Raw genomic sequence first — 19,882 nt, forward strand, 5'->3', positions numbered from 1 at the left:
GAAGGGCTGCCGCAGACCCGGGACCGCCGGCATCAGTAGTAGACGGCGAGCGGGCCCGATGGACCGTCGACCACGCGCACGGGGGTGTCGAACACCCGCGTGAGCACGTCGTCGGTCATGATCGCCTCCGGGGCTCCGAACTCCACGACAGCGCCGTCCTTCATGGCGCAGATGTGGTCGGCGTAGTGACCCGCGAAGTTGATGTCGTGCAGGACGATGACGATCGTGCGTCCGAGTTCCTCCGCCGCGCGCCGCAGGTGCTTCATCATCTGCACGGCGTGCCGCATGTCGAGATTGTTCAGCGGCTCGTCGAGCAGCACGAACTCGGTGTCCTGCGCGAGGACCATCGCGACGTACGCCCGCTGCCGCTGACCGCCGGACAGCTCGTCGAGGTACCGGCCTTCCAGAGCGCCCAGATCGAGGAAGTCGATCGCGCTGCTGATGATCTCCTCGTCGGCCCTGTTCAGGCGTCCCTTCGAATGCGGAAAACGTCCGAACCCGACCAGCTGGCGCACGGTCAGCCGGGTGACGAAGTGGTTCTCCTGGCGGAGGATCGAGACGACCTTCGCCAGATCCTTCGACTTGGTGGAGGCCACGTCCAGACCGGCGATCTCGATCGCCCCGGCATCCATGCCGTTGAGGCGTCCGATCATCGTCAGGAGCGTCGACTTGCCGGCGCCGTTGGGACCGATGAGCGCGGTGATCCCGCCGGCGGGGATCTGGAGGTCGACGGGGCCGATCCCGACCTCGCTGCTGTAGTCACGGCGGACGCCGTCGAGAGCGATCACAGCCTGCCCTTTCTGAGGATGACGATGAGGAAGACGGTGCCGCCGACCAGCTCGATCAGAATCGACACCATGCCCTGCGCGTAGAACACGTTCTTCATGAGGAAGTAGGCGCCGGCGAGGATCGTGAATGCGGTCAGCACCGCCACGGGGAAGATCAGCCGGTGATCGTGCGTGTCGGCGAACTGGTACGCCAGCGTCGCGACGAGGAATCCGAGGAACGTCATCGGCCCGACCAGCGCGGTCGACGTCGCCATCAGCACGGCGACCAGGAACAGCACGATGAACAGCTCCCGTCGGTGATCCAGCCCGAGCGAGCGGGCGGCGTCGGGGCCGAGCGCCATGAGGTTGAGCCGCCGGGAGCGGAGCCACAGCAATGCCGCGGCGCCGACGACGAGCGGGACCGCCAGGGGCAGGTACGACGGATCGGCGTTGGACACGTTGCCGAACAGCCGCGCCGCGAGCACGTCGAACTCGCTGGGGGTGAGCAGGCGCTGCATGAACGTCGCGACGGCTCCCAGTCCGCCGCCGATCACGATCCCCACCAGCAGCATGATCTGCAGGTTGCCGTAGCGTCCGGACAGCAGCCAGCCGTAGAGCGCCACGGCGAGCCCCACCATGATGGCGACCTGGATCGCGAACTGTCCGACGCCTTGGATCGCCACGAGTCCTGCCACGCCGAACAGGTACACGGTCGATGTCTGCACGACGCGGTAGAGCGACTCGAACCCCATGATCGAGGGAGTGATGATGCGGTTGTTCGTGACCGTCTGGAAGCTCACCGTGGCGATGGCCTGAGCGACCGCGACGAGGGCCATGACCGTGACGTCGGTCGCCCGGTGCTGCGCGATGCGCCAGAATCCGGGGGTGCCGGCCGGCATCGGGTTGCCCCACGCGAGGAGTCCGAAGCCGGAACCGAGGGCCAGCATGGTCAGGATGCCGAGCACGATCAGGTAGCGCCGGCGGGCACGCGGAGTCGTGAACGAACCGGCCGAGCGCACGCGATCGCCCAGGGTCGCCTTCGTGAGCACCCCGCTAGCCACGTTGACGCTGCCTGAGCAGGAGGAGGACGAACACGACGGCGCCGACGACGCCGAGGATCAGCGACACGGGGACCTCGAAGGGCATGATGATCGTGCGCCCGATGATGTCGCAGACCGTGACGATAGCGATCCCGAGCAGGCACACCCAGGGCAGATTGCTGCGGAGGTCGTCGCCGCGCACCATCGAGACGATATTCGGCACGATCAGCCCCAGGAAGGGCAGGTTGCCGACGACGACGGTGACGACACCGGTGGTGACCGCGATCAGGACGGTGCCGAGCAGGATGATGCGGTTGTAGTTCACGCCGACGTTCGTGGCGATCTCCTCGCCGAGCCCGGCGATCGTCAGCCGGTCCGCGACGATGAACACGATCACGCCGATGATCGCGACGATCCAGAGCATCTCGTACTGTCCGCGCATCACCGAGGTGAAGCTGCCCGCGAACCAGACGCCGATGATCTGCAGCGAGTTCGTGGCGAGCGCCAGGTACGTCGAGACCGCACCGACCACGGCGCCGAGCATGATGCCCACGATCGGGACGATGAGCGAGGACTTGAGCGCGACGCGGCGGAGGAAGGCGAAGAACACCATCGTGCCGATGAAGGCCGCGAGCACGGCTCCGGCCATGCGCAGCGGAAGGGACGGCTGCGGCACGAGGATCATGACGGCGAGCAGGCCGAGACCGGCCCACTCCGTCGTGCCGGTCGTGGTCGGCTCGACGAAGCGGTTCTGGGTGAGCAGCTGCATCACGAGGCCCGCCATCGCCATCGAGGCCCCGGCCAGCACCAGTGCGATCGTGCGCGGAACCCGCGTGATCTGGAACATCTGGGCGCCGTCGTCCGCGCCGGCGATGTCGTAGACGCCGGTGAAGAGCGAGATGACGAGGAGGACGGCGACGACGAGCACACCGATGAGCAGCTTGACGTCGAAGAGCCGCCCGGCGGAGCGGGGCGGCGAGGCCAGGTGGGTCGTGGTCATGATGACGGGGCGGCGGCATCCGGGGCGCCCCGGATGCCGCCGCGGAACCTCAGTTCTTCGCGCTCTGCTCGAGAGCGTCGGCGAAGTCGTTCAGGAACGTCGTGTAGGTCTGGATGCCTTCGTTCAGGTAGGTGTCGGTGGGCATGTACACGATCTGCTTCTCCTTCACCGCGGTGACGCCCGCCAGAGCCTCGGAGCTCTCGAGGATCTCCGCCGCCTGCACGTAATCCGGGGTCTCAGCGGCGAACACGGCGTCGCGATCGAGCACGAGGATCCAGTCGGGATTCGAGGACGCGATGGCCTCGACGGAGATCTCGTCGCCCTGGTGGTCGTCGCTCGCGTCGTCGACCTCGAGCGCGGGAGTGAGGCCGAGGATGTCGTAGATCGGGCCGAGCGAGCGGCCGACGGTCGGGGCGAGGTAGCCGATCTCCCCGCCGGACGTGTTCACGGCCATGACGGTGTCCGCGTCGTCGTAGGCGGCCTTGGCGCGCTCGACGGCGGCGTCGAAGTCGTCGACCAGCTTCTGCGCCTCGTCCTGCTTGCCGAAGATCTCTCCCAGGACGGTGACCTGTCGCTTGAGCTCCGCGTCGAACGGCTCGCCGTCGCGGGGGTCGAGGTCGATGATCGTGGCCTCGGGCACGAGGTCGGCGATGGCGGCGTTGTGCTGCGTGAAGCGCTGACCGCTGATGATGAGATCGGGCTCGACGGCGACGACCGCCTCGAGGTTCGGCTCCGTGTGCAGACCGATGTCGACGATCTCGTCGTCCTTCGCATACGCCACCGTCTCCGGCATGAGCGCGACGGCCGCGGCGGAGAGCTCGACGCCCCAGTCCGAGAGCGTCTGGAACGTGCGGTTGTCGAGGGCGACGACGGAACTCGGAGGAGTCGGGATCTCGTGCGTGCCGGTGTTGTCCTCGATCGTGACGGAGTCGGCCGAGGACTCGGTTTCCTCCGGTTCCGCCGTGCTGCCGGATGCGCAGCCGGCGAGGGCGAGGAGTCCGACGAGCGCGACGCTCGTGGCGGTGAGGGTTCTGGGCACGGACATGGAGAGACTCCTGTTCTGCGGGATCGTCGCGCACACGAGGGGCGCCGGTATGGCCGAGGTTAGGATCACCTGACCTCGGCTCAATTAGGTTAGCCTTACTTCATGAGCGATACGAAATCCGGTTTCTCGATCGAGCGTCGCGGCCTCGAGCTGCGCTTCCGCAACGTCACGCTGAGCGCCAGGGAATGGCTCGCTCCGGACTTCGTGCGCGTGCGCCTCACCGGCAGCGACCTGGCCGGGTTCGAGTCCCTCGGATCCGACGACCACATGCGGCTGTTCTTCCCGGCGGGTCCCGTCGGTTCCGTCGAGGAGCTGCGCGCCTCGCCCAGCCGGGAGTACACGCCCTTGGCGTGGGGCGAGGACTGGCTCGACGTCGAGTTCGCGGTGCACGGCGACCAGGGTGTCGCGGCTCCCTGGGCGGCGAACGCCCCGATCGGCTCGACCATCGGAGTCGGCGGCCCCCGTGGCTCCGCGGTGCTCGAAGGACAGCCCGGGTCGTGGCTGCTCGTCGGCGACGAGACCGCCATCCCCGCGATCCGTCGCTTCGCCACGCTGATCCCGAAGGGCACGCCGGCGCGGATCGTGATCGAGACCGTCGACGCGGCACACCAGGTCGAGATCGAGGCGCCCGTCACGATCGAGTGGCTGCACCGCGGCCAGGCGGCCGCCGGCTCGGCACTGAGCGCCTTCCTCGAGGCCCTGACCCCCGGCGACGTCCCGGGCGACGACCCGTTCGTCTTCATCGCTGCCGAGCAGTCGATCGTCAAGCCGGGCCGAGCGCTCGTGCAGCGATGGGCCGTCGACACCGCGAACGCCGTCGTGAAGGGGTACTGGAAGCGCGGCGAGGCCGAGTACCACGCGCCGCACTGACAACGCGCGCCGACGCTGACAGACTGGGCGCATGGCACTTCTCGACCATCTGGGCATCACCGTCGACGACCTGGAACGCGGCCGCGCGCAGTTCCACCCCGTGCTGACCGCTCTCGGCTATCAGAGCGGCGGAGAGGACGACCACTCGATCTCCTGGCACCACGGCGAGGAGACCGAGATCATCCTCTACACGTGGGACGAGGAATCCGGCCCGCACCGGCACGGCCGCGTCGGCTGGCAGCACATGGCCTTCGGGGTGCCGTCGCGCGCCGAGGTCGACCGGCTGCACGCGCTCGCCCTCGACGCCGGCTGGACAGCCGTGCGCGAACCCAAGGAGTATCCGCGGTACAGCGACCGCTACTACGCCTCATTCGTGGAGGACGCCGACGGCATCCGTATCGAGTTCATGTACAACCCTCCGCGCGAGAGCGCTTGACGCCCGGGCGTGTCGCGTCCTAGGGTGGCAAGGCTGTGCCGACCGGTGCAGCATGCCAGCCGAGGAGTCGACGGATGACCGCCCTGCGGAACCTCCCCATCGCAGCGGTGTTGCCGCTTCAGCAGAAGCGCAATGACCGCTACGAGTCGTACCCTCCGGCACGCGCCGTGTGACAGCATCCGCTCTCGCAACGCCCCGTACCGTCAGGTCCGGGGCGTTTCCGTTGGAGACTCCCCTGACCTGTGGCTGAACACCACCACAAGGAAAGGAATCATGGAGAGGCTCTCCGCACGGCTGCTGTCGTGGGCGTCACTGATCGACGAGAAGACACTCGCTCAGGCGCACACCACGGCCCGCATGCCGTTCATCCACCCGCACCTGGCGCTGATGCCGGATGCGCACCTCGGCAAGGGGGCGACGGTCGGCTCGGTCATCCCGACGCTCGGCGCGATCATCCCCGCCGCCGTCGGCGTCGACATCGGCTGCGGCATGATCGCCGTCCGCACGCAGTTCACGAGGAACGACCTCGACGGCCGCGAGCTCGCCAAGCTCAGGGAGCAGATCGAGCGCGCCATCCCGCTGTCGGCCGGCCGGTACAACCGCAAGGTCGTGGCAACCGCCGAGCCGCGCATCGCCGAGCTCGAGCAGCTGGCGGAGAAGAACGGCTTCGACCCCGCGCAGTACGCCGGGAACTGGCGCCTGCAGCTGGGCACGCTCGGATCCGGCAACCACTTCATCGAGGTGTCGGTGGATGAGCTCGACCGGGTCTGGCTGTTCCTGCACTCCGGGTCGCGAGGTGTCGGCAACAAGATCGCGACGCACCACATCGCGGTGGCCCAGCGGCTGGCGAAGCAGTGGTGGATCGACCTCCCCGACCCCGACCTGGCCTACCTCGTCGAAGGCACCCCGGAGTTCACGCGATACATCCGTGAGCTGCGGTGGGCCCAGCACTTCGCGCTGCTGAACCGCGAGGAGATGATGGACCGGGTCATCCGTCAGGTGTCGGAGTTCCTCGGAAGCCCCGTGGACGAGCAGGAGCGCATCAACTGCCACCACAACTTCACGGAGTCCGAGCTGCACTACGGCAAGCGGGTCTGGGTATCCCGGAAGGGCGCGATCCAGGCGGATGCCGGTCGGCCTGGACTCATCCCGGGGTCGATGGGCACCGCCTCGTACGTGGTCGAAGGACGCGGCGACCCGCAGTCGCTGAACTCCTCGCCGCACGGGGCCGGACGGGAGTACTCGCGGTCAGCCGCGCGCAAGGCGTTCACCCACGACCAGCTGCGGGAGGCGATGGCCGGCATCGAGTTCCGCGACACCGACGCCTTCCTCGACGAGATCCCGCAGGCGTACAAGCCGATCGACCGGGTGATGGCTGACGCCGCGAGCCTGGTGTCGATCCGGCACACGCTGCGGCAGCTCGTGAACGTGAAGGGGGATTGAGCAGGACCGGGCGGCGGAGCGCTTCCGTCGTCCGGTCTCCTCCTCCCCAACGGCCGGGTTCGACCGGTCGTCCACACTCCCCGGACAGCCAATATCTTCGCTCCGCGCGCTCTGGCAGGCTTGCGGAATCGATGCGACGATGAGGGAGTGGGATTCATGAACGATGCGCAGATCTGGACGATGATCGGATCGTTCGTCGCGCTGATGTTCGGCACCCTCACGCTCGTCTCGACCCTCTTCATCCGTGTACTCCGCAGCGAGATCGGCGGCCTCCGCACCGAGATGAACGGACAGATCACCGGCCTCCGCACCGAGATGAACGGGCAGATCACCGGCCTCCGCAACGAAGTGAACGGACAGCTCACCGGCCTCCGCAACGAGATGAACGCGCGCTTCGATACCGTGAACACCCGGATCGACGGCCTCGACCGCGACGTGCAGGCCATCGTGAAGCGCACCTTCGGGCTCGACCGCGACTGATGCGCCCGGATCACCGCCCGATGGTCTCCTCCCCCGACCTCCACGACGCGTATCCGGAGCGCCCCTGCGGCACCGCTGTTCTGATCCTCGCCGGCTCGAGCGGACGCGTCGAAAACGGGCGGGCGGAGCTGTTCGCGCGCCATGGCGCCAGGGCCCGCGCCATCCGCTGGTTCGGCGGGGTGGACCAACGTCCCGCACCGCACGAGGTCCCGATCGAGCTGTTCGCGGCTCAGCTGGAACTGCTGCGGAAGGACCACGACCGGATCGCGGTCCTCGGTACCTCCTTCGGCGCGGAGGCGGCCCTCGTCACCGCCTCACTGTTCCCCGTCGACATCACGGTGGCGATCGCGCCGTCCTCGGTCATCTGGTCGGGGAACGACGGAGCGGGATGGTCCTCGCACTGGACGCACCGCGGCGCCCCGCTTCCCGCCGTGCGGTTCGATGCGGACTGGACTCCGTCGACCGAGCCGCCCGAGTACCGATCGCTGTACGAGACCAGCCTCGAGCTGGACGCCGAGCGCACGGCGTCCGCGACGATCGCGGTGGAGCGGATACCCGGCCGGCTGGTCCTGGTCGCGGGCGGCGACGACCGGGTGTGGCCCAGCGACGGATTCGCCGCAGCCATCGCGCGACGCCGGCGGGAGCACGGCCGAGAGACGACGGTGGTCACACACCCTTCGGCGGGGCACCGCGTGGTGCTGCCGGGCGAGTCCGCGCCGACCGGCGGCGTCCGGATGGCACGGGGCGGCACCGAGTCCGCCGATGCCGAGCTCGGCGCGCTCGCCTGGCCGGAGATCGCCCAGGCCCTGCGGCTGCACGACTGAGGCTCAGACCACGGGAGCGATCTCGGCCTCCACCGTCCGATCGGTGAAGGCGGTCTTCGGAACGAAGACGAGGATCACGGCTGCCGCGAGCGCGGTCGCACCGCAGACGATCCACACGGTGAAGTACCCGGCCAGGGAACCGGCCGTTCCGTCCGCGCCGCCGGCCGCGCTCGTGACCCCGTGCAGCAGGGCGATGCCGAACACGCAGGACGCGATCGCACCGCCCACGGTCTTCACCGAGTTGGTGAGACCCGTGGCCACCCCCGTCTGCGTCGCGGGCGCCGCAGAAGCGGCCGCTGCCGGAAGCGCTGCCACGAGCGCGCCAGAGCCGAGCCCGACCACGACCATGTTCGCGATGACCTGCCCGTAGGCGTCGTGGAACGGCAGGAACAGCAGGAAGCCGACGCCCACGAGCACCGATGCCCCCATCAGGGTCCGGCGCGGCGACAGCTTCCGGGCGACCACGGGGAACAGCAGCGCCCCGACGATCATCGCGACGAGGTAGACGCCGATGATCAGGGAGGTCGCGAAACCGCTCGTGCCGAGACCGTACCCGTACACGGTCGGATCGGTGCGTGCGAAGGTCGACAGCGGGGCCTGCGCGCCGAGCACGCTGACCCCGAAGAGACCGGCGGTCAGGAACACGGGGCCCAGCGCCGGCGAGCGGAACATGCGCACGTCGATCAGGGGGTCCTGGCAGCGCAGCTCCCAGCGCACGAACGGGATCACGAGCACGATGCCGAGGGCGACCACGGCCCAGGAGAACGGGTTGGTCAGACCGCCTTCGAGGCGGAGCAGGCTGAGGCCGCCGGTGAAGCAGAGGAGAGCGAGCGAGATCAGCACCAGGCCGACGGTGTCGAAGACTCCTCCCGTGGGCTCGGGCGACTCCGTGACACCGAACAGGATGACGAAGAAGCACACGACGATGAGCACGGCCGGAACCAGGAGGACGACGGTCAGCGGCAGCACGTCGATGAGGGCGCCGCCCACGAGGGCGCCGATGATGGCGCCTGCCTCGAGCGCCGCGACCAGGAGTCCTGCCGCCTTCGCCGTGATCGACGAGCGTCCGTCCAGGCGGCGCGACCGCGACCAGATGAGCGCGATCTCGAGCGGGAGCCAGACGACGTAGAAGCCCATGAGCGCCCACGCCGCGAGGAACACCCCGAACGAATCGGTGAACGGCAGGACCAGGGCGGCCGCGGCGGTGACGGCCGTCGAGATGAGCAGCATCCGCTTGTGGCCGACCATGTCCCCGAGCTTCGCGAATGCCGGAACGACGAGCGCCGACAGCATCAGCTGCGCGCCCTCGAGCCAGTTCACGTCCGCGTCGTGGATGCCGAGATGCCGGGCGATGTCGCTCAGCATCGGCGTGTAGTAGCCCTGGAGCACGCCGCTGGTGAACTCCACGAAGGCCAGGAAGCCGACGACGACGGCGAGGGTGCCCAGTGTTCGGGTGCGCGTCATCGCGTCTCCTGCTTCTCGTTCGGATCCTCCGGCGCACGGCGGGAGGCGGGTGAGATCACCCTAGCCGTTCGAGGAGTGCGCGATGGAACCGCTCCCCGCGCTCCAGGGCCGCGATCTCGACGCTCTCGTCGACACCGTGGATGGACGCGCGCTGGGCGTTGGACATGTCCAGCGGAGCGAACCGGTAGACGGCCGGTGCGAAGCGATGGAAGTGCCGGGAGTCCGTGGCCGCCATCATGATGTACGGCACGGCGGGGACGCCCGGATGAGAGACCTCCAGGGCCGCGGCGAGCAGGGCGAACTGCGCGTTGTCGGTCGAGGACTCGGGCGACGGCTCACTCGCCTCGACGACCTCGACCTGCACGAGGGGGTCTCGGATCCGTCGCCGCAGACGGTACACGGCCTGCTGCGTCGTCTCTCCCAGTGCGATGCGCAGATTGATCGTGGCCGAGGCCTGAGAAGGCAGCACGTTCGCCGCGGTTCCTCCCGCCTGCATCGTCGGCGCGACGGTCGTGCGCACGAGTGCCGCCGGTTCCCCGCCCAGCGCGGCGAACACCCGCGCGGTCAGCGGCGGCGCGGATCCGAGCAGGCGCAGCAGATGCCGGGCGGGGCCGGGCGTCTGTGCCGCGAGCTGCGACAGCATCCGCAGGATCGCGCGCGACGCACGGGGACGGAAGGTCCCGGGGCCGAGGCGGTCGACGGCTCTGGCGATGCGACGGACCGCGGTGAGCGAGGGCGGGGCGGAGGCGTGACCTCCCTCGCCGCGCGCGGAGAGCCGCACCGTCAGCACCCCTTTCTCCCCGACGCCGATCATCGCGGCGCGGCCCGGCACGAACGGGAGGGGCGCGTCCACGACGGCGCCGCCTTCGTCGACGACGAGCCATGGCACGATGCCGCGGTCGCGCAGCACGTGGGCGATCTCCTCGGCGGCCTTCCCGTAGGTCTCCTCGTTGCCCCCGAAAGACAGGTACACGTCGCGGCTCGGGACGAATCCGTCGGCCAGGAGGTTCTCGACCGCCTCGAGCACGACGATCAGCGGCCCCTTGTCGTCCAGGGCGCCGCGGCCGTACACGGAGCCGTCCGCGATCACTCCCGCGAACGGCGGATGGCTCCAGGCGTCGCTCTCATCGACCGGGACGACGTCGTAATGGGCCATCAGCACCACTGGCCCGCCGTCGGCTCCTCGGGCGCCCGCCCAGCGGAAGAGCAAGCCGAAGTCGGTGTGGCGCTCGAGGGTCAGCTTCTCGTGGACGAGGGGATAGAGCTCGGCGATCAACGCGACGAACTCCTCGAACGGACCGGGGCCGCGCTGCTCGAGCTCCGCGGAGACCGTCGGGATCCTGATCATCTGCGAGAGACGCTCGGCGATGCCGGGGCGCACGGTCGTGGGGGTCACAGTCGTCATCGTAGCGAGGGCCGAGGGTCTGCAGGAGAGCGGGTCGATCCGCCGCGTCGCCGCGTCGCGGCCGGCGCGGAAGGAGGAAGATGTGTCGGGACGAAGGAGCACGCCCATGAGGATCGCTGTCGCAGGAGGAACCGGTGTCGTCGGACGCCGCACCGTCGAGGCCGTACGCGCAGGTGGTCACGATCCGGTCGTGCTCAGCCGCTCGCACGGCGTCGACCTCGTGACGGGCCGCGGTCTGGCGGGAGCTCTGGACGGCGCGGACGCGGTGATCGACGTCGCGAGCATCGAGACGCTGAAGGCGAGCACCGCCATCGAGTTCTTCACTGCCGCGACGGGCAATCTCCTCGCCACGGCGGCGGACGCCGGCGTCGGGCACATCGTGGTGCTGTCGATCGTGGGCATCGATCGGATCCCCTACGACTACTACGCGGGCAAGATCGCCCAGGAGAAGCTCGTGCAGGCGTCGGCGATGCCGTGGACGATACTGCGGGCCACACAGTTCCACGAGTTCGCGGAGCAGATGTTCGCGCGCGCGAAGGTCGGTCCCCTGCATGTCGCTCCGCGCGCACGCACGCAGCCCGTCGCCGCCGACGAGGTCGGGAGGCGCTTGGCCGAACTCGCCGCCGGCGGCGCGCAGGGGCGGGTGCGCGACCTCGCCGGGCCGCGCGAGGAGCAGCTCGCCGACATGGTGCGCGCCTTCGCCCGTCGCACCGGATACCGGGGCTGGATCCCGGCCCTGAACGTGCCGGGCCCCCAGATGTCGGGCATGCGAGCGGGGAAGGCACTCCCCGGCGCGGACGCCGATCTCGGACGGCAGACCTTCGCGGAGTGGCTCGCCGCGCGGTGAGTCGCCGCGTCCCGTCGACGGCCGAGGCTTCCCGGGGGGACGAGAATGGAGGGGTGAGCCTCTTCGCCTTCGCCCCGTCGCGCGGCCGCAGGTGGCCCCTCGCGCTGCAGGCCGCACTCGGCATCAGCGTCCCGATCGCCGTGATGACCCTCGCCGGCGAGCCCGCGCTCGGCTACATCGCGGCCAGCGGCGCGTTCACGGTGCTGTTCCTCGGCTCGGCGGCGGTGGTCGACCGCGCTCGCGCCCTGCCGCTGATCGCCGCCGGGCTCGTGGTCAGCGCCGCGCTCGGCGTTCTGGTCGCGGGGAACGCGGTGCTCGTGGGCATCGGAGTCGTGCTCGTCGCCGTCGCGTCCGCGGCGATCGCATTCGGCTTCCGATTGGGCCCGCCCGGCCCGCTGTTCTTCGTCCTCGTGTTCGGCCTGTCCGCGCACGTCGTCGACTCCTCCGCCATCGCCCCGCTCACGTACGTCGCGGCCCTCGCCGCGGGGTGCGTGTTCTCGTACCTGCTCGCGCTCACTCCCCTCCTGCTGCCCCGCTCGCGGGCGGTGACGCCGCGACCGCTTCGGGATCTGCTGCCCGGCCCCGCTCTCTCCCCGGGATCGCGGGTGCTGGTGCTGCGGGTCGCGGTCGTGGCGGTGCTCGGTGTGCTGCTCGGTCTCGTGATCGATCCCACGCGCACATACTGGATCGTGGGCTCCGCCGTCGCGGTCGTCGGCGTCGCCGCCGCGCGTCGCGCCGCGTTCGAGCGCGGACTGCACCGCATGCTCGGAACCGTCTTGGGTGCCGGCCTGTACGCACTTCTGGCGCTGCTGCATCCGGCCGGGCTCTGGCTCGCGCTGCTGCTGGGCGCGCTGCAGTTCACGATCGAGCTCGTCGTGGTGCGCCATTACGCACTCGCTCTCGTGTTCATCACCCCGCTCGTGCTGCTGCTCACGGGAGCCGCGACCGGAGACATCGGCTCGATGGACGTCGCCGGGGAGCGGATCGTCGACACTCTCGTCGGCGCCGCCCTCGGAGCGGCCTCGGGTCTGCTGCACCCGCGTGCCGTTGCCCCGTCGACCTGAGCCCGGATCGACCGTTCCGGGAACAGCACGCTCCGTCGCGCGGTTGCATCCCGCAGAGCACGCGCCGAGCCGAGCCGAGAGGGGAGCACATGGAGTTGACGCTGGTGTCCTCCTCGTTCTGCGGCGCCTGCGCGCGCACGAGGGCGGTGCTGGGTGACGCCGCACGCTACCTCCCCGGTGCGTCGGTCTCGGAGATCGACGTCGCACGGGAGCCTGACCTCGCGGAGCAGCTCGACATCCGTTTCACCCCCACCGTGATCATCCGCGACGACGCCGGCGCCGAGGTGTTCCGCGCCGAGGGCGTGCCCACGGTTCCGCAGGTGCTCACGGCAGCGCTGCAGGCCCTGCCCGACTGACGATCTCGAGCCCTCTTGCGAGGCGGCGGAACCCGGCGCAGACTGAGCGTCGACGGTGCCGGCCGCGACACGTTCCGCTCGATTTGGAGGTCCTCATGCCCGCTCTCAACCCGTATCTCTCGTTCCGCACGGAAGCCCGCCAGGCGATGGAGTTCTACCAGAGCGTGCTCGGCGGCGATCTGGACATCAGCGTGTTCGGGGACTTCCCGGACATGGTGCAGGATCCCAGCCAGCGCGAGCTGGTCATGCACGCTCAGCTGAACACTCCGGACGGCCTCGTCCTGATGGCATCCGACACCCCGGACGGGATGACCTACGAGAAGCCGCAGGGGATCTCGGTGTCCCTGAGCGGGAACACCCAGGAGCGGACGCAGGAGGTCTGGGATCGGCTGTCCGAAGGCGCCACGATCACCATGCCGTTGGACACCCCGCCCTGGGGAGGCACCTTCGGGATGCTCGTCGACCGCTTCGGCATCGCCTGGATGCTGCACGGCGACCCCGAGTGAGAGCTCAGCCGGGCAGCACAGCCCGGCAGGCGAGGTGAAGCGCCAGCCGCGCCTCGGGGTCGCTCATGTCGATGCCGAGCAGCTCCTGGACACGGCGGATGCGCACGGCGACGGTGTTCCGATGCAACCCGAGCGCTGCGGCGGTCGCGGCGATCCCCGACTCGTGGTCGAGGTAGGACGAGAGCGTCGTGAGCAGCTCACCTCCGCCCTCCCGGAGCGGAGCGAGCAGCGACTGGGCCGCTGGGACGAACGTGTCGTTGCCCGTCCAGGCGAGCAGAAGCTGCTCGAGCCCGAGGCTGTCCACCCGCACGAACCATCCGGTGGCCGACCTCGCAGCGGCGATCCGAGCGGCATCGCCCGCCTCGTCGAGCGTCCCGGCCAACCCCTCCGGTCCGCCCTGCAGCGAGCCGACACCCGTGGCGACCGCGAAATCCCGCAACGCGCTGAGGTGCAGTTCGCGAAGCGCGGCGACCGACCGCTCGACGCGATCGGGACCCGGCGCCTCCGGGAAGGAGAGCCAGCCGCTGATTCCGCGCCCCGCCGTCGTCGCGTGCGCTTCGGCGTCGATCGCGCTCAGACCGGCGGTGATCGAACGGAGCAGGGAGAACGGGTCCACCCGCCCGCGCGCCACCATCCGGAAGCCGATGTGGTGACCTCCGGTGCGCCAGCCGCGCTCCGCCATGCGCCGCTCGACGTCGGCGTCGACCGCACCGCGGAGATCGACGAAGTCCCTCAGCAGACCGGATGAGGCGGCGACGTCGTTGACCGCGGCGATCTCGTCGATCAGGATGCGCGCAGCCACCGCCGGCATCGCGACCTCCGCGGCGACCGAGAGCGACTGCAGCTGCGATTCACCGAGTCCCCGCCCGAAGAGCACGAGCCGCAGTCCGGTGCGTCCGGGACTGTCGACGCGGACGGAAGCCGCCGCGGACTCCCCGGCCCGGGCCCCGTCGATCCAGGAGTCGAACCGGATCGCGGCGTGCAGATCGGCGTCCAGGTGCGCTCCCGCCTCACGGAGCACTCCGGCGGCGTCGATCAGCGCGACCCCGAGGCCCAGATTCGCAGCGAGATGCCCGAGAAGATCACCGAGATCGTCGGCGGCATACTCGAAGGACTGCGCGATCTTGCGCACCTGATTGAGCGTCAGCGCATCACGGGCCTCGATGAGCATCCAACAGGCTCTGGCCAACTGGACCGGACGGTCGACGTCGAGGAGGCACAGCCCGATCCGGTCGGCGAGACGCAGCGATCCCGCGTCGATCCCGGCCGCTCCGGGGAGCGCGAGTCCGGTGTAGCCGCGGTCCCTGACGCGCCGGAGCATCGCATCCTGCTGCCAGGTCGTCGCGGGCGCTGTACCGGTGAGGATGGCGAGCCGGCCGTCGCCGTCGGCGGGCAGGTCCTCCTCCGCCGCCTCCACCGAGACCGCGTCCCACCCGATCGCGGGACCGCCGACGTGGCGCAGCCCCCCGTTCTCGCCCTGGGCGAGGAGGGCGCTCAGGGACAGTGTCTCGCTCATGCGGCATCCAGGTCGGCGAGCCCGTAGGCGGAGGGGACGACCCGGGCGCGTCGGTCCGGTCGGGCGTTCCACCAGTCCGGAGCGGGCAGGCCCAGGACCGCGACATGGCGCGCGAGTCCGAGGTCGGTGACCTCGAGGATCTCCCGGGACACGGCGTCCAGGATGACGATGATGGTCGGCGCGGAGGCCACGAGCACCCCGTCGCTGAGCACCGCGAGGGTCTCGGACCGCGTGATGACGCGGTGGATCGCGCCACCGTGTCCCGAGATCTCCACCGCGTTGACATGAGGATCAGCCGGGGAGGTCGCGATCGAGGCGATCCGGCCCTCGGCGAGGACCTGTCCGCCGAGCTCCTCGGCGAGGACGGGGAGCGGCGCCGTCGCCGCGGCCAGGAACGAGCGGCCGAGCCCCAGCGCGCGGGCCAGGTGACCCTCGATCGCGTGCTCGTGCAGGTCGCCGACCGTGAAGCCGGCGAGGACGGCGCACCCCACCCCTCCCGCCTGGATGATGGCGGAGCGGACGACACGCTCGGCATCGATCGCACGGGTCGCCTCCACGAGCGCCACGCCGTCGGCCCCCGTCTCGCACGCGAACACGAGTCCGGGCACGCGATCGACGAACAGGGACATCTGATCGAGACCGGGAACCGCCCGACCGGTGCAATCCGCGTCGACCACCGTGTGGGAACCCGCCAGGGTGAGCGGGGCGAGCCCGTTCATCCCGCCGCCCTCCAGGGAGCAGACCGCGGGCACCGGGTGTCCGAGCCATCGCTCGACGGCTGCAAGCAGTGACGAGAACGGCGCCGCACCGGGCATCCGCTCGCTCAAGAGCATCGTGGAGCCGACGAACGCGACCCCGAGGCATGGCGTCGCGGGGTCGAGGGACGACGCCTCCGCGACGTCGATCGGCCAGCCGTCGGACGAGCCGAGCATGAGCTCGAGCATCGTGGTCGATCCGCCGCCGCCCGATCCGAGGAGCGCGTACCCGCGGGCGAGGGCACCGAGGTCGTCGCGCGCCAGCTGCATGAGAACCAGCCTAGGGCGCGGCCAGCTCTTCCACGGGGACGAACTGCTCCGTGAGACCGAAGGCCGACGGACCGAACGCCGCGAGCGCCCCCGGGCTGCGCATCATGTCCGGCGTCGAGATGCCCAGCACGCGCACCCGCTGGCCGTACCGCAGCCCCTCGGTCGTGATCGGCTCGGCCGTCTCGTGGTCGACGACGCAGATCAGGTCCGGCACGATCGCCACGAGTGCGCCGGAGCGACGCGCGACGAGGTTCTCGTTCTGGAAGGAGATCTCGAACACGTCGCCGTCTTCGGCGCCCAGCGGAGCGATGACGGCCCGCCCTTTCGCGAAGCCGTCCGTGGTGCGGCGTTCCACGTCGACGACCTTGCCGACGCAGAGCTCGCGCAGATGCGGGTAGAGCGTCGTGGACAGCGTCTCGGCGATCGCCTCGAACGGAGAACGGTGCTCCTCGCGGGCGAGCCGGATGGCACGGCCGAGCGCCAGCGCCATCGAGATCGTGCGGGGCACGGCGGTGCGGCGCACGTCCGCTCCGCTCATCGCGTACTCGGCGATGTGGCCCACACCGCCGAGGCGGATCGTGATGCCGCGGGCCAGCCACTCCATCTGCCGGTCGTCGTCGCCGGTGTCGATCACGACCTTCTCGCCCCGCTCACCGGCGAGCGCCAGCGGGGAGCCGTGCACGCCGTACACCGCGAAGGTCTCCATCGACAGCTCGGGGAAGGCGCGTCCCATGCCGTCCGCGTCGACGACCGGCAGTCCGGTCTCCGCGGCGACGATGAGCGGGATCATCGAGTTGATCCCGCCGCACTCGATCGGCATGGTGGCATCGGCCTTCCGCCCGAGGTGGTCCTCGAGCGTGCGCAGGGCGAGGGTGGGCTCCGTGCCGGCGGGGATCTTCTCGACCATGACGGTCGGCGCCCCCATCTGCGCGGTCGGGATCACGAAGAGATCGTCGGCGAGGTCGTCCGGATCGAGGATCGTGATGCTCCCCTCGCCCAGCACGCGTTCGACGAGCATCTTGCCGATGTAGGGATCGCCTCCGCCGCCAGTGCCGAGGAGGGTCGCACCCCGGGCGAGGTCGGGCAGATCCGCGGCTGTCAGCTGCCAGCTCATGCCGCCGCTCCTGCCGCGGCGGCCCCTGCCGAGACCGTGCCGTCGAACCGGTGTGCCGGGATGTCGTAGCCGAAGTAGCCGGGACCCACCATCGCGAGGGCCGCGTCCGAGTGCCACCGCTCGTCGGCCGGGGCCGCGATCACGCGGACCCGCTGCCCGTAGCGCAGACCCTCCGTCGTGACGGGCTCACCGGACTCGCCGTCGAGCACCATGATGAGGTCGGGCGTCGTCGCGAGCACCTGGCCGTCGGCTTCCGCGACGAGGTGCTCGTTCTGGAACTGCAGCGTCAGCGAGGCCCCGCCGTCGCCGTCGATCCGCGCACGCCCGCGGGCGAAGCCGGTCGTCGTCGCGCGGTTCACGTCCGCGACCTTGCCGCCGAACAGCTCGCGGCCGCCCAGCAGCTCCACGACGGCGGCGACCGGGTCGGTCTTCTCCTCACGGGCGACCGCGATCCGCTGTCCGATCTCGATGCAGCGCGACAGCGACCCCGCGACGAGCGACTCCCGAGCAGCGGCACCGGACATCGAGAAGCCCGAGATCATCACGGAGCAGCCCATCTCGACGCAGGCGACGCGGGCGATGCGCTCCGTCCAGGAGTTGTCCGCCGTCTGCAGCACGCCGGTGTTGCCCTTCTCATCGCTGAACGCGAGGGGTGAGGCAGTCACGCCGTACAGCGTCGGCAGCACCATCTGCAGCTCGGGGAACGCGCGCCCCATGCCGTCCGCGTCGACGAGCGGAAGACCGAGAGCGGCGGCCGCCGCGATCGGGATGGTCGAGTTGACTCCGCCGACCTCGGCGCACGCGATGTGCGTCACCGGACGACCGAGGTGGATGCCGAGCGCCTTGACCGGCTCGATGACCTCGGCGAGGCTCGGGAGCTTCTCGACCATGACGGTGGGCGCGCCCATCATGGCCACGAACAGCACGAGGGCGTCGTCGGGCACCTCGTCGAGGCCCACGACCGTGACGTCGCCGGCGGACAGGGCCTGACGGGCGAGGAGAGCGCCGATGTACGGGTCGCCTCCTCCGCCGGTGCCGAGGACGGCGGCGCCGCGGGCGAGTCCGTCGATGTGCGCGGGAGTGATCGTCCAGCTCATTTCAGGCCCCCATGTCGAGGTCGCCGACGGCCTTGACGCGGATGCGCGTGGCGTTGCCCGGCAGATACGGGATGGGAACCTCGTCGAAGTCGATGATCGACACGGTGGACGGCTTCGCGCCCGCCGCGATCGCCTTGTCGACGGCTTCGGCGCGGACCTCCGCGAGAGTCTCCTCGCGGCGACCCGGCTCGATCGCGTAGACCTTGTCGATCTCGCCGCCGACCTGAGCGATCGAAGCCCCGATGGCGTTCGCCACCGCGTAGTTCTCCGGCCGGTGGACGGTGCCGAACAGCGGAAGCTCGTCGGGGAGGAGGATCGAGCCTCCGCCCACCGCGACGACGGCGATCGGGTCGGGCGAGGTGCGCATCCGGTCGACGGCTTCGGACACGCGCTCCGCGATGCGAGCGAGCACGCGCTCGACGAAGGCGGGATCGAGGTGCGCGACCCTGCTCGGATCCCCCACCTGCGCGCGGCCGGCCGCGACCGCGATGTCGGTCGCGGTCAGCGTGGAACCTCCGAACACCAGGGCCTCGGTCGTGAGCTTGTACCCGACCGAGGCAGGTCCCACCTCCGCGGTCTCCTCGTCCACGATGCTGCCGCCGCCGATACCGAGCGACAGCACATCGGGCATCCGGAAGTTGGTGCGGATCCCGGCGACCTTGACCTCGTTCGCCGTCTCCCGGGGGAAGCCGTTGATGAGCAGACCGATGTCGGCCGTCGTGCCGCCCACGTCGATCACCGCGCAGTCGTCGAGGCCACTGGTCGCCGCGGCACCGCGCATGGAGTTCGTCGGCCCGGAGGCGAACGTCGCGACCGGGTAGCGCCGCACGTACTCCTCATCCATCAGCGTGCCGTCGTTCTGGCTCAGGAAGATCGGCGCCTCGATGCCCTGGGCGCGCACCGCCGAGGTGAGCCCGTCGACGATCTCGGAGGCGAGCTCCCGCAGAGCCGCGTTGATGATCGTCGCGTTCTCGCGCTCCAGCAGTCCGATCCGGCCGATCTCATGCGACAGCGAGATGGCGGCATCCTCTCCGAGGACCTCGGCGACGATCTCGGCCGCGCGCACCTCGAGATCGTGGTTGACGGGGCTGAACACCGAGGAGATGGCGACCGAGCGGATGCCGTGCGCCTTCATGTCCTCCGCGTGAGCGCGGATCTCGTCGGGGTCGAGCGGCGAGATCGGGCGACCGTCGAACTCGTAGCCGCCGTGAGCGAGATAGCTGCGCGCCTGCGTCGCCTCGACGAGCACCTCCGGCCAGTCGATCAGCGGCGGCAGCGCCCGCGTCGCCGGCAGGCCGAGACGGAGCGCGGCGACCGGAGCGAGGCGACTCGCCTGCACGAGCGCGTTGATGAAGTGCGTCGTGCCGATCATCACCGCATCGATGTCGGCGCCCTGGAAGGAGTGCCCCGCACGCAGGTCCTCGATCGCCTGGACGATGCCGCTGGTCACGTCGGGCGTCGTGGAGTGCTTCACCCCGGCCAGGGTGCGGGTGCCGTCCATGAGGACGGCGTCGGTGTTGGTGCCGCCGACGTCGATGCCGATGTGCATGATTCTCGCTTTCGTGGAGGTGGTTCTGTTCCGG

20 protein-coding genes are annotated in these 19,882 nt (G+C 70.1%); 9 read left to right on the top strand and 11 right to left on the bottom strand.

The annotated features are described in order from the left end of the window. Positions 1-32 precede the first annotated feature (32 nt). Genes F6A08_RS15085 through F6A08_RS15100 form a run of 4 tightly spaced genes read right to left on the bottom strand, consistent with a single transcriptional unit; the run spans position 33 to position 3,852 of the window. Positions 33-788 carry an iron ABC transporter ATP-binding protein gene (locus tag F6A08_RS15085; RefSeq protein WP_151459885.1) on the bottom strand — a complete coding sequence of 252 codons (756 nt, stop codon included), beginning with the start codon at positions 786-788 and terminating at the stop codon, positions 33-35. Next, a complete protein-coding gene (locus tag F6A08_RS15090) occupies positions 785-1,828 on the bottom strand; it encodes an iron chelate uptake ABC transporter family permease subunit (RefSeq protein ID WP_225855856.1) in 1,044 nt (347 codons plus the stop codon). The genes F6A08_RS15085 and F6A08_RS15090 overlap by 4 nt, the downstream gene beginning before the upstream one ends. Next, complete coding sequence (locus F6A08_RS15095; protein WP_151459886.1) at positions 1,821-2,807, bottom strand: ABC transporter permease; 987 nt, start codon at positions 2,805-2,807, stop codon at positions 1,821-1,823. The genes F6A08_RS15090 and F6A08_RS15095 overlap by 8 nt, the downstream gene beginning before the upstream one ends. A gap of 49 nt (positions 2,808-2,856) precedes the next feature. Further along, positions 2,857-3,852 carry a siderophore ABC transporter substrate-binding protein gene (locus F6A08_RS15100; RefSeq protein ID WP_124894883.1) on the bottom strand — a complete coding sequence of 332 codons (996 nt, stop codon included), beginning with the start codon at positions 3,850-3,852 and terminating at the stop codon, positions 2,857-2,859. 102 nt (positions 3,853-3,954) lie between these two features. Between F6A08_RS15100 and F6A08_RS15105 the strand changes: the two genes are divergently transcribed. The 5 genes from F6A08_RS15105 to F6A08_RS15125 all read left to right on the top strand — a co-directional run bounded on the left by F6A08_RS15105 (position 3,955) and on the right by F6A08_RS15125 (position 7,905). Further along, on the top strand, positions 3,955-4,722 hold the full coding sequence (locus F6A08_RS15105) for a siderophore-interacting protein (RefSeq protein ID WP_151459887.1): 768 nt from the start codon (positions 3,955-3,957) through the stop codon (positions 4,720-4,722). Between the two features lie 31 nt (positions 4,723-4,753). Then, positions 4,754-5,158 (top strand): VOC family protein, encoded by a 405-nt coding sequence (locus F6A08_RS15110; RefSeq protein WP_151459888.1) that lies wholly within the window; start codon positions 4,754-4,756, stop codon positions 5,156-5,158. A 273-nt stretch (positions 5,159-5,431) separates the two neighbouring features. Next, positions 5,432-6,601 (top strand): RtcB family protein, encoded by a 1,170-nt coding sequence (locus F6A08_RS15115; protein WP_124894881.1) that lies wholly within the window; start codon positions 5,432-5,434, stop codon positions 6,599-6,601. A gap of 156 nt (positions 6,602-6,757) precedes the next feature. Further along, positions 6,758-7,081 carry a hypothetical protein gene (locus F6A08_RS15120; protein WP_040568871.1) on the top strand — a complete coding sequence of 108 codons (324 nt, stop codon included), beginning with the start codon at positions 6,758-6,760 and terminating at the stop codon, positions 7,079-7,081. 20 nt (positions 7,082-7,101) lie between these two features. Continuing rightward, positions 7,102-7,905, top strand: coding sequence for an acyl-CoA thioester hydrolase/BAAT C-terminal domain-containing protein (locus F6A08_RS15125; protein WP_151459889.1), 804 nt, complete (start codon positions 7,102-7,104; stop codon positions 7,903-7,905). A gap of 3 nt (positions 7,906-7,908) precedes the next feature. Here the strand turns inward: F6A08_RS15125 and F6A08_RS15130 are convergent, their stop codons facing one another. After that, positions 7,909-9,369: an MFS transporter gene (locus F6A08_RS15130; RefSeq protein ID WP_151459890.1), complete on the bottom strand. Its 1,461-nt coding sequence runs from the start codon at positions 9,367-9,369 to the stop codon at positions 7,909-7,911. A gap of 55 nt (positions 9,370-9,424) precedes the next feature. After that, a complete protein-coding gene (locus F6A08_RS15135; protein WP_192576789.1) occupies positions 9,425-10,774 on the bottom strand; it encodes a M20/M25/M40 family metallo-hydrolase in 1,350 nt (449 codons plus the stop codon). 106 nt (positions 10,775-10,880) lie between these two features. Between F6A08_RS15135 and F6A08_RS15140 the strand changes: the two genes are divergently transcribed. From F6A08_RS15140 to F6A08_RS15155, 4 genes are all read left to right on the top strand, one after another. Continuing rightward, positions 10,881-11,621, top strand: a complete 741-nt coding sequence (locus F6A08_RS15140; protein WP_151459892.1) for an SDR family oxidoreductase — start codon at positions 10,881-10,883, stop codon at positions 11,619-11,621. Between the two features lie 53 nt (positions 11,622-11,674). After that, on the top strand, positions 11,675-12,685 hold the full coding sequence (locus tag F6A08_RS15145) for an FUSC family protein (RefSeq protein WP_225855857.1): 1,011 nt from the start codon (positions 11,675-11,677) through the stop codon (positions 12,683-12,685). Between the two features lie 89 nt (positions 12,686-12,774). After that, the gene (locus F6A08_RS15150) at positions 12,775-13,041 is read left to right on the top strand and encodes a thioredoxin domain-containing protein (RefSeq protein ID WP_151459893.1); all 267 of its coding nucleotides are present in this window, start codon (positions 12,775-12,777) and stop codon (positions 13,039-13,041) included. Between the two features lie 95 nt (positions 13,042-13,136). Next, complete coding sequence (locus tag F6A08_RS15155; RefSeq protein WP_017204586.1) at positions 13,137-13,547, top strand: VOC family protein; 411 nt, start codon at positions 13,137-13,139, stop codon at positions 13,545-13,547. A 4-nt stretch (positions 13,548-13,551) separates the two neighbouring features. On the opposite strand, the gene F6A08_RS15160 is transcribed toward F6A08_RS15155, so the two are convergent. Genes F6A08_RS15160 through F6A08_RS15180 form a run of 5 tightly spaced genes read right to left on the bottom strand, consistent with a single transcriptional unit; the run spans position 13,552 to position 19,848 of the window. After that, on the bottom strand, positions 13,552-15,063 hold the full coding sequence (locus F6A08_RS15160; protein ID WP_151459894.1) for a helix-turn-helix domain-containing protein: 1,512 nt from the start codon (positions 15,061-15,063) through the stop codon (positions 13,552-13,554). Beyond that, positions 15,060-16,088: an S-methyl thiohydantoin desulfurase domain-containing protein gene (locus tag F6A08_RS15165; RefSeq protein WP_151459895.1), complete on the bottom strand. Its 1,029-nt coding sequence runs from the start codon at positions 16,086-16,088 to the stop codon at positions 15,060-15,062. Before F6A08_RS15165 ends, F6A08_RS15160 begins: the two co-directional genes overlap by 4 nt. Before the next feature lie 10 nt (positions 16,089-16,098). Then, positions 16,099-17,202: a DUF917 domain-containing protein gene (locus F6A08_RS15170; RefSeq protein WP_151459896.1), complete on the bottom strand. Its 1,104-nt coding sequence runs from the start codon at positions 17,200-17,202 to the stop codon at positions 16,099-16,101. Then, positions 17,199-18,299, bottom strand: coding sequence for a DUF917 domain-containing protein (locus tag F6A08_RS15175; RefSeq protein WP_017204582.1), 1,101 nt, complete (start codon positions 18,297-18,299; stop codon positions 17,199-17,201). The genes F6A08_RS15170 and F6A08_RS15175 overlap by 4 nt, the downstream gene beginning before the upstream one ends. A gap of 1 nt (position 18,300) precedes the next feature. Then, positions 18,301-19,848, bottom strand: coding sequence for a hydantoinase/oxoprolinase N-terminal domain-containing protein (locus F6A08_RS15180; protein ID WP_151459897.1), 1,548 nt, complete (start codon positions 19,846-19,848; stop codon positions 18,301-18,303). Between the last annotated feature and the right edge of the window lie 34 nt (positions 19,849-19,882).

The organism is Microbacterium algeriense, assembly GCF_008868005.1.
Taxonomy (GTDB): Bacteria; Actinomycetota; Actinomycetes; order Actinomycetales; family Microbacteriaceae; genus Microbacterium; species Microbacterium algeriense.

Excerpts from the sequence above, each read along its gene's own strand:
- F6A08_RS15095 (WP_151459886.1), bottom strand. The coding sequence starts at position 2,807 with ATGACCACGACCCACCTGGCCTCGCCGCCCCGCTCCGCCGGGCGGCTC.
- F6A08_RS15100 (WP_124894883.1), bottom strand. The coding sequence starts at position 3,852 with ATGTCCGTGCCCAGAACCCTCACCGCCACGAGCGTCGCGCTCGTCGGA.
- F6A08_RS15105 (WP_151459887.1), top strand. The coding sequence starts at position 3,955 with ATGAGCGATACGAAATCCGGTTTCTCGATCGAGCGTCGCGGCCTCGAG.
- F6A08_RS15110 (WP_151459888.1), top strand. The coding sequence starts at position 4,754 with ATGGCACTTCTCGACCATCTGGGCATCACCGTCGACGACCTGGAACGC.
- F6A08_RS15115 (WP_124894881.1), top strand. The coding sequence starts at position 5,432 with ATGGAGAGGCTCTCCGCACGGCTGCTGTCGTGGGCGTCACTGATCGAC.
- F6A08_RS15120 (WP_040568871.1), top strand. The coding sequence starts at position 6,758 with ATGAACGATGCGCAGATCTGGACGATGATCGGATCGTTCGTCGCGCTG.
- F6A08_RS15125 (WP_151459889.1), top strand. The coding sequence starts at position 7,102 with ATGGTCTCCTCCCCCGACCTCCACGACGCGTATCCGGAGCGCCCCTGC.
- F6A08_RS15130 (WP_151459890.1), bottom strand. The coding sequence starts at position 9,369 with ATGACGCGCACCCGAACACTGGGCACCCTCGCCGTCGTCGTCGGCTTC.
- F6A08_RS15135 (WP_192576789.1), bottom strand. The coding sequence starts at position 10,774 with ATGACGACTGTGACCCCCACGACCGTGCGCCCCGGCATCGCCGAGCGT.
- F6A08_RS15140 (WP_151459892.1), top strand. The coding sequence starts at position 10,881 with ATGAGGATCGCTGTCGCAGGAGGAACCGGTGTCGTCGGACGCCGCACC.
- F6A08_RS15150 (WP_151459893.1), top strand. The coding sequence starts at position 12,775 with ATGGAGTTGACGCTGGTGTCCTCCTCGTTCTGCGGCGCCTGCGCGCGC.
- F6A08_RS15155 (WP_017204586.1), top strand. The coding sequence starts at position 13,137 with ATGCCCGCTCTCAACCCGTATCTCTCGTTCCGCACGGAAGCCCGCCAG.
- F6A08_RS15160 (WP_151459894.1), bottom strand. The coding sequence starts at position 15,063 with ATGAGCGAGACACTGTCCCTGAGCGCCCTCCTCGCCCAGGGCGAGAAC.
- F6A08_RS15165 (WP_151459895.1), bottom strand. The coding sequence starts at position 16,088 with ATGCAGCTGGCGCGCGACGACCTCGGTGCCCTCGCCCGCGGGTACGCG.
- F6A08_RS15170 (WP_151459896.1), bottom strand. The coding sequence starts at position 17,202 with ATGAGCTGGCAGCTGACAGCCGCGGATCTGCCCGACCTCGCCCGGGGT.
- F6A08_RS15175 (WP_017204582.1), bottom strand. The coding sequence starts at position 18,299 with ATGAGCTGGACGATCACTCCCGCGCACATCGACGGACTCGCCCGCGGC.
- F6A08_RS15180 (WP_151459897.1), bottom strand. The coding sequence starts at position 19,848 with ATGCACATCGGCATCGACGTCGGCGGCACCAACACCGACGCCGTCCTC.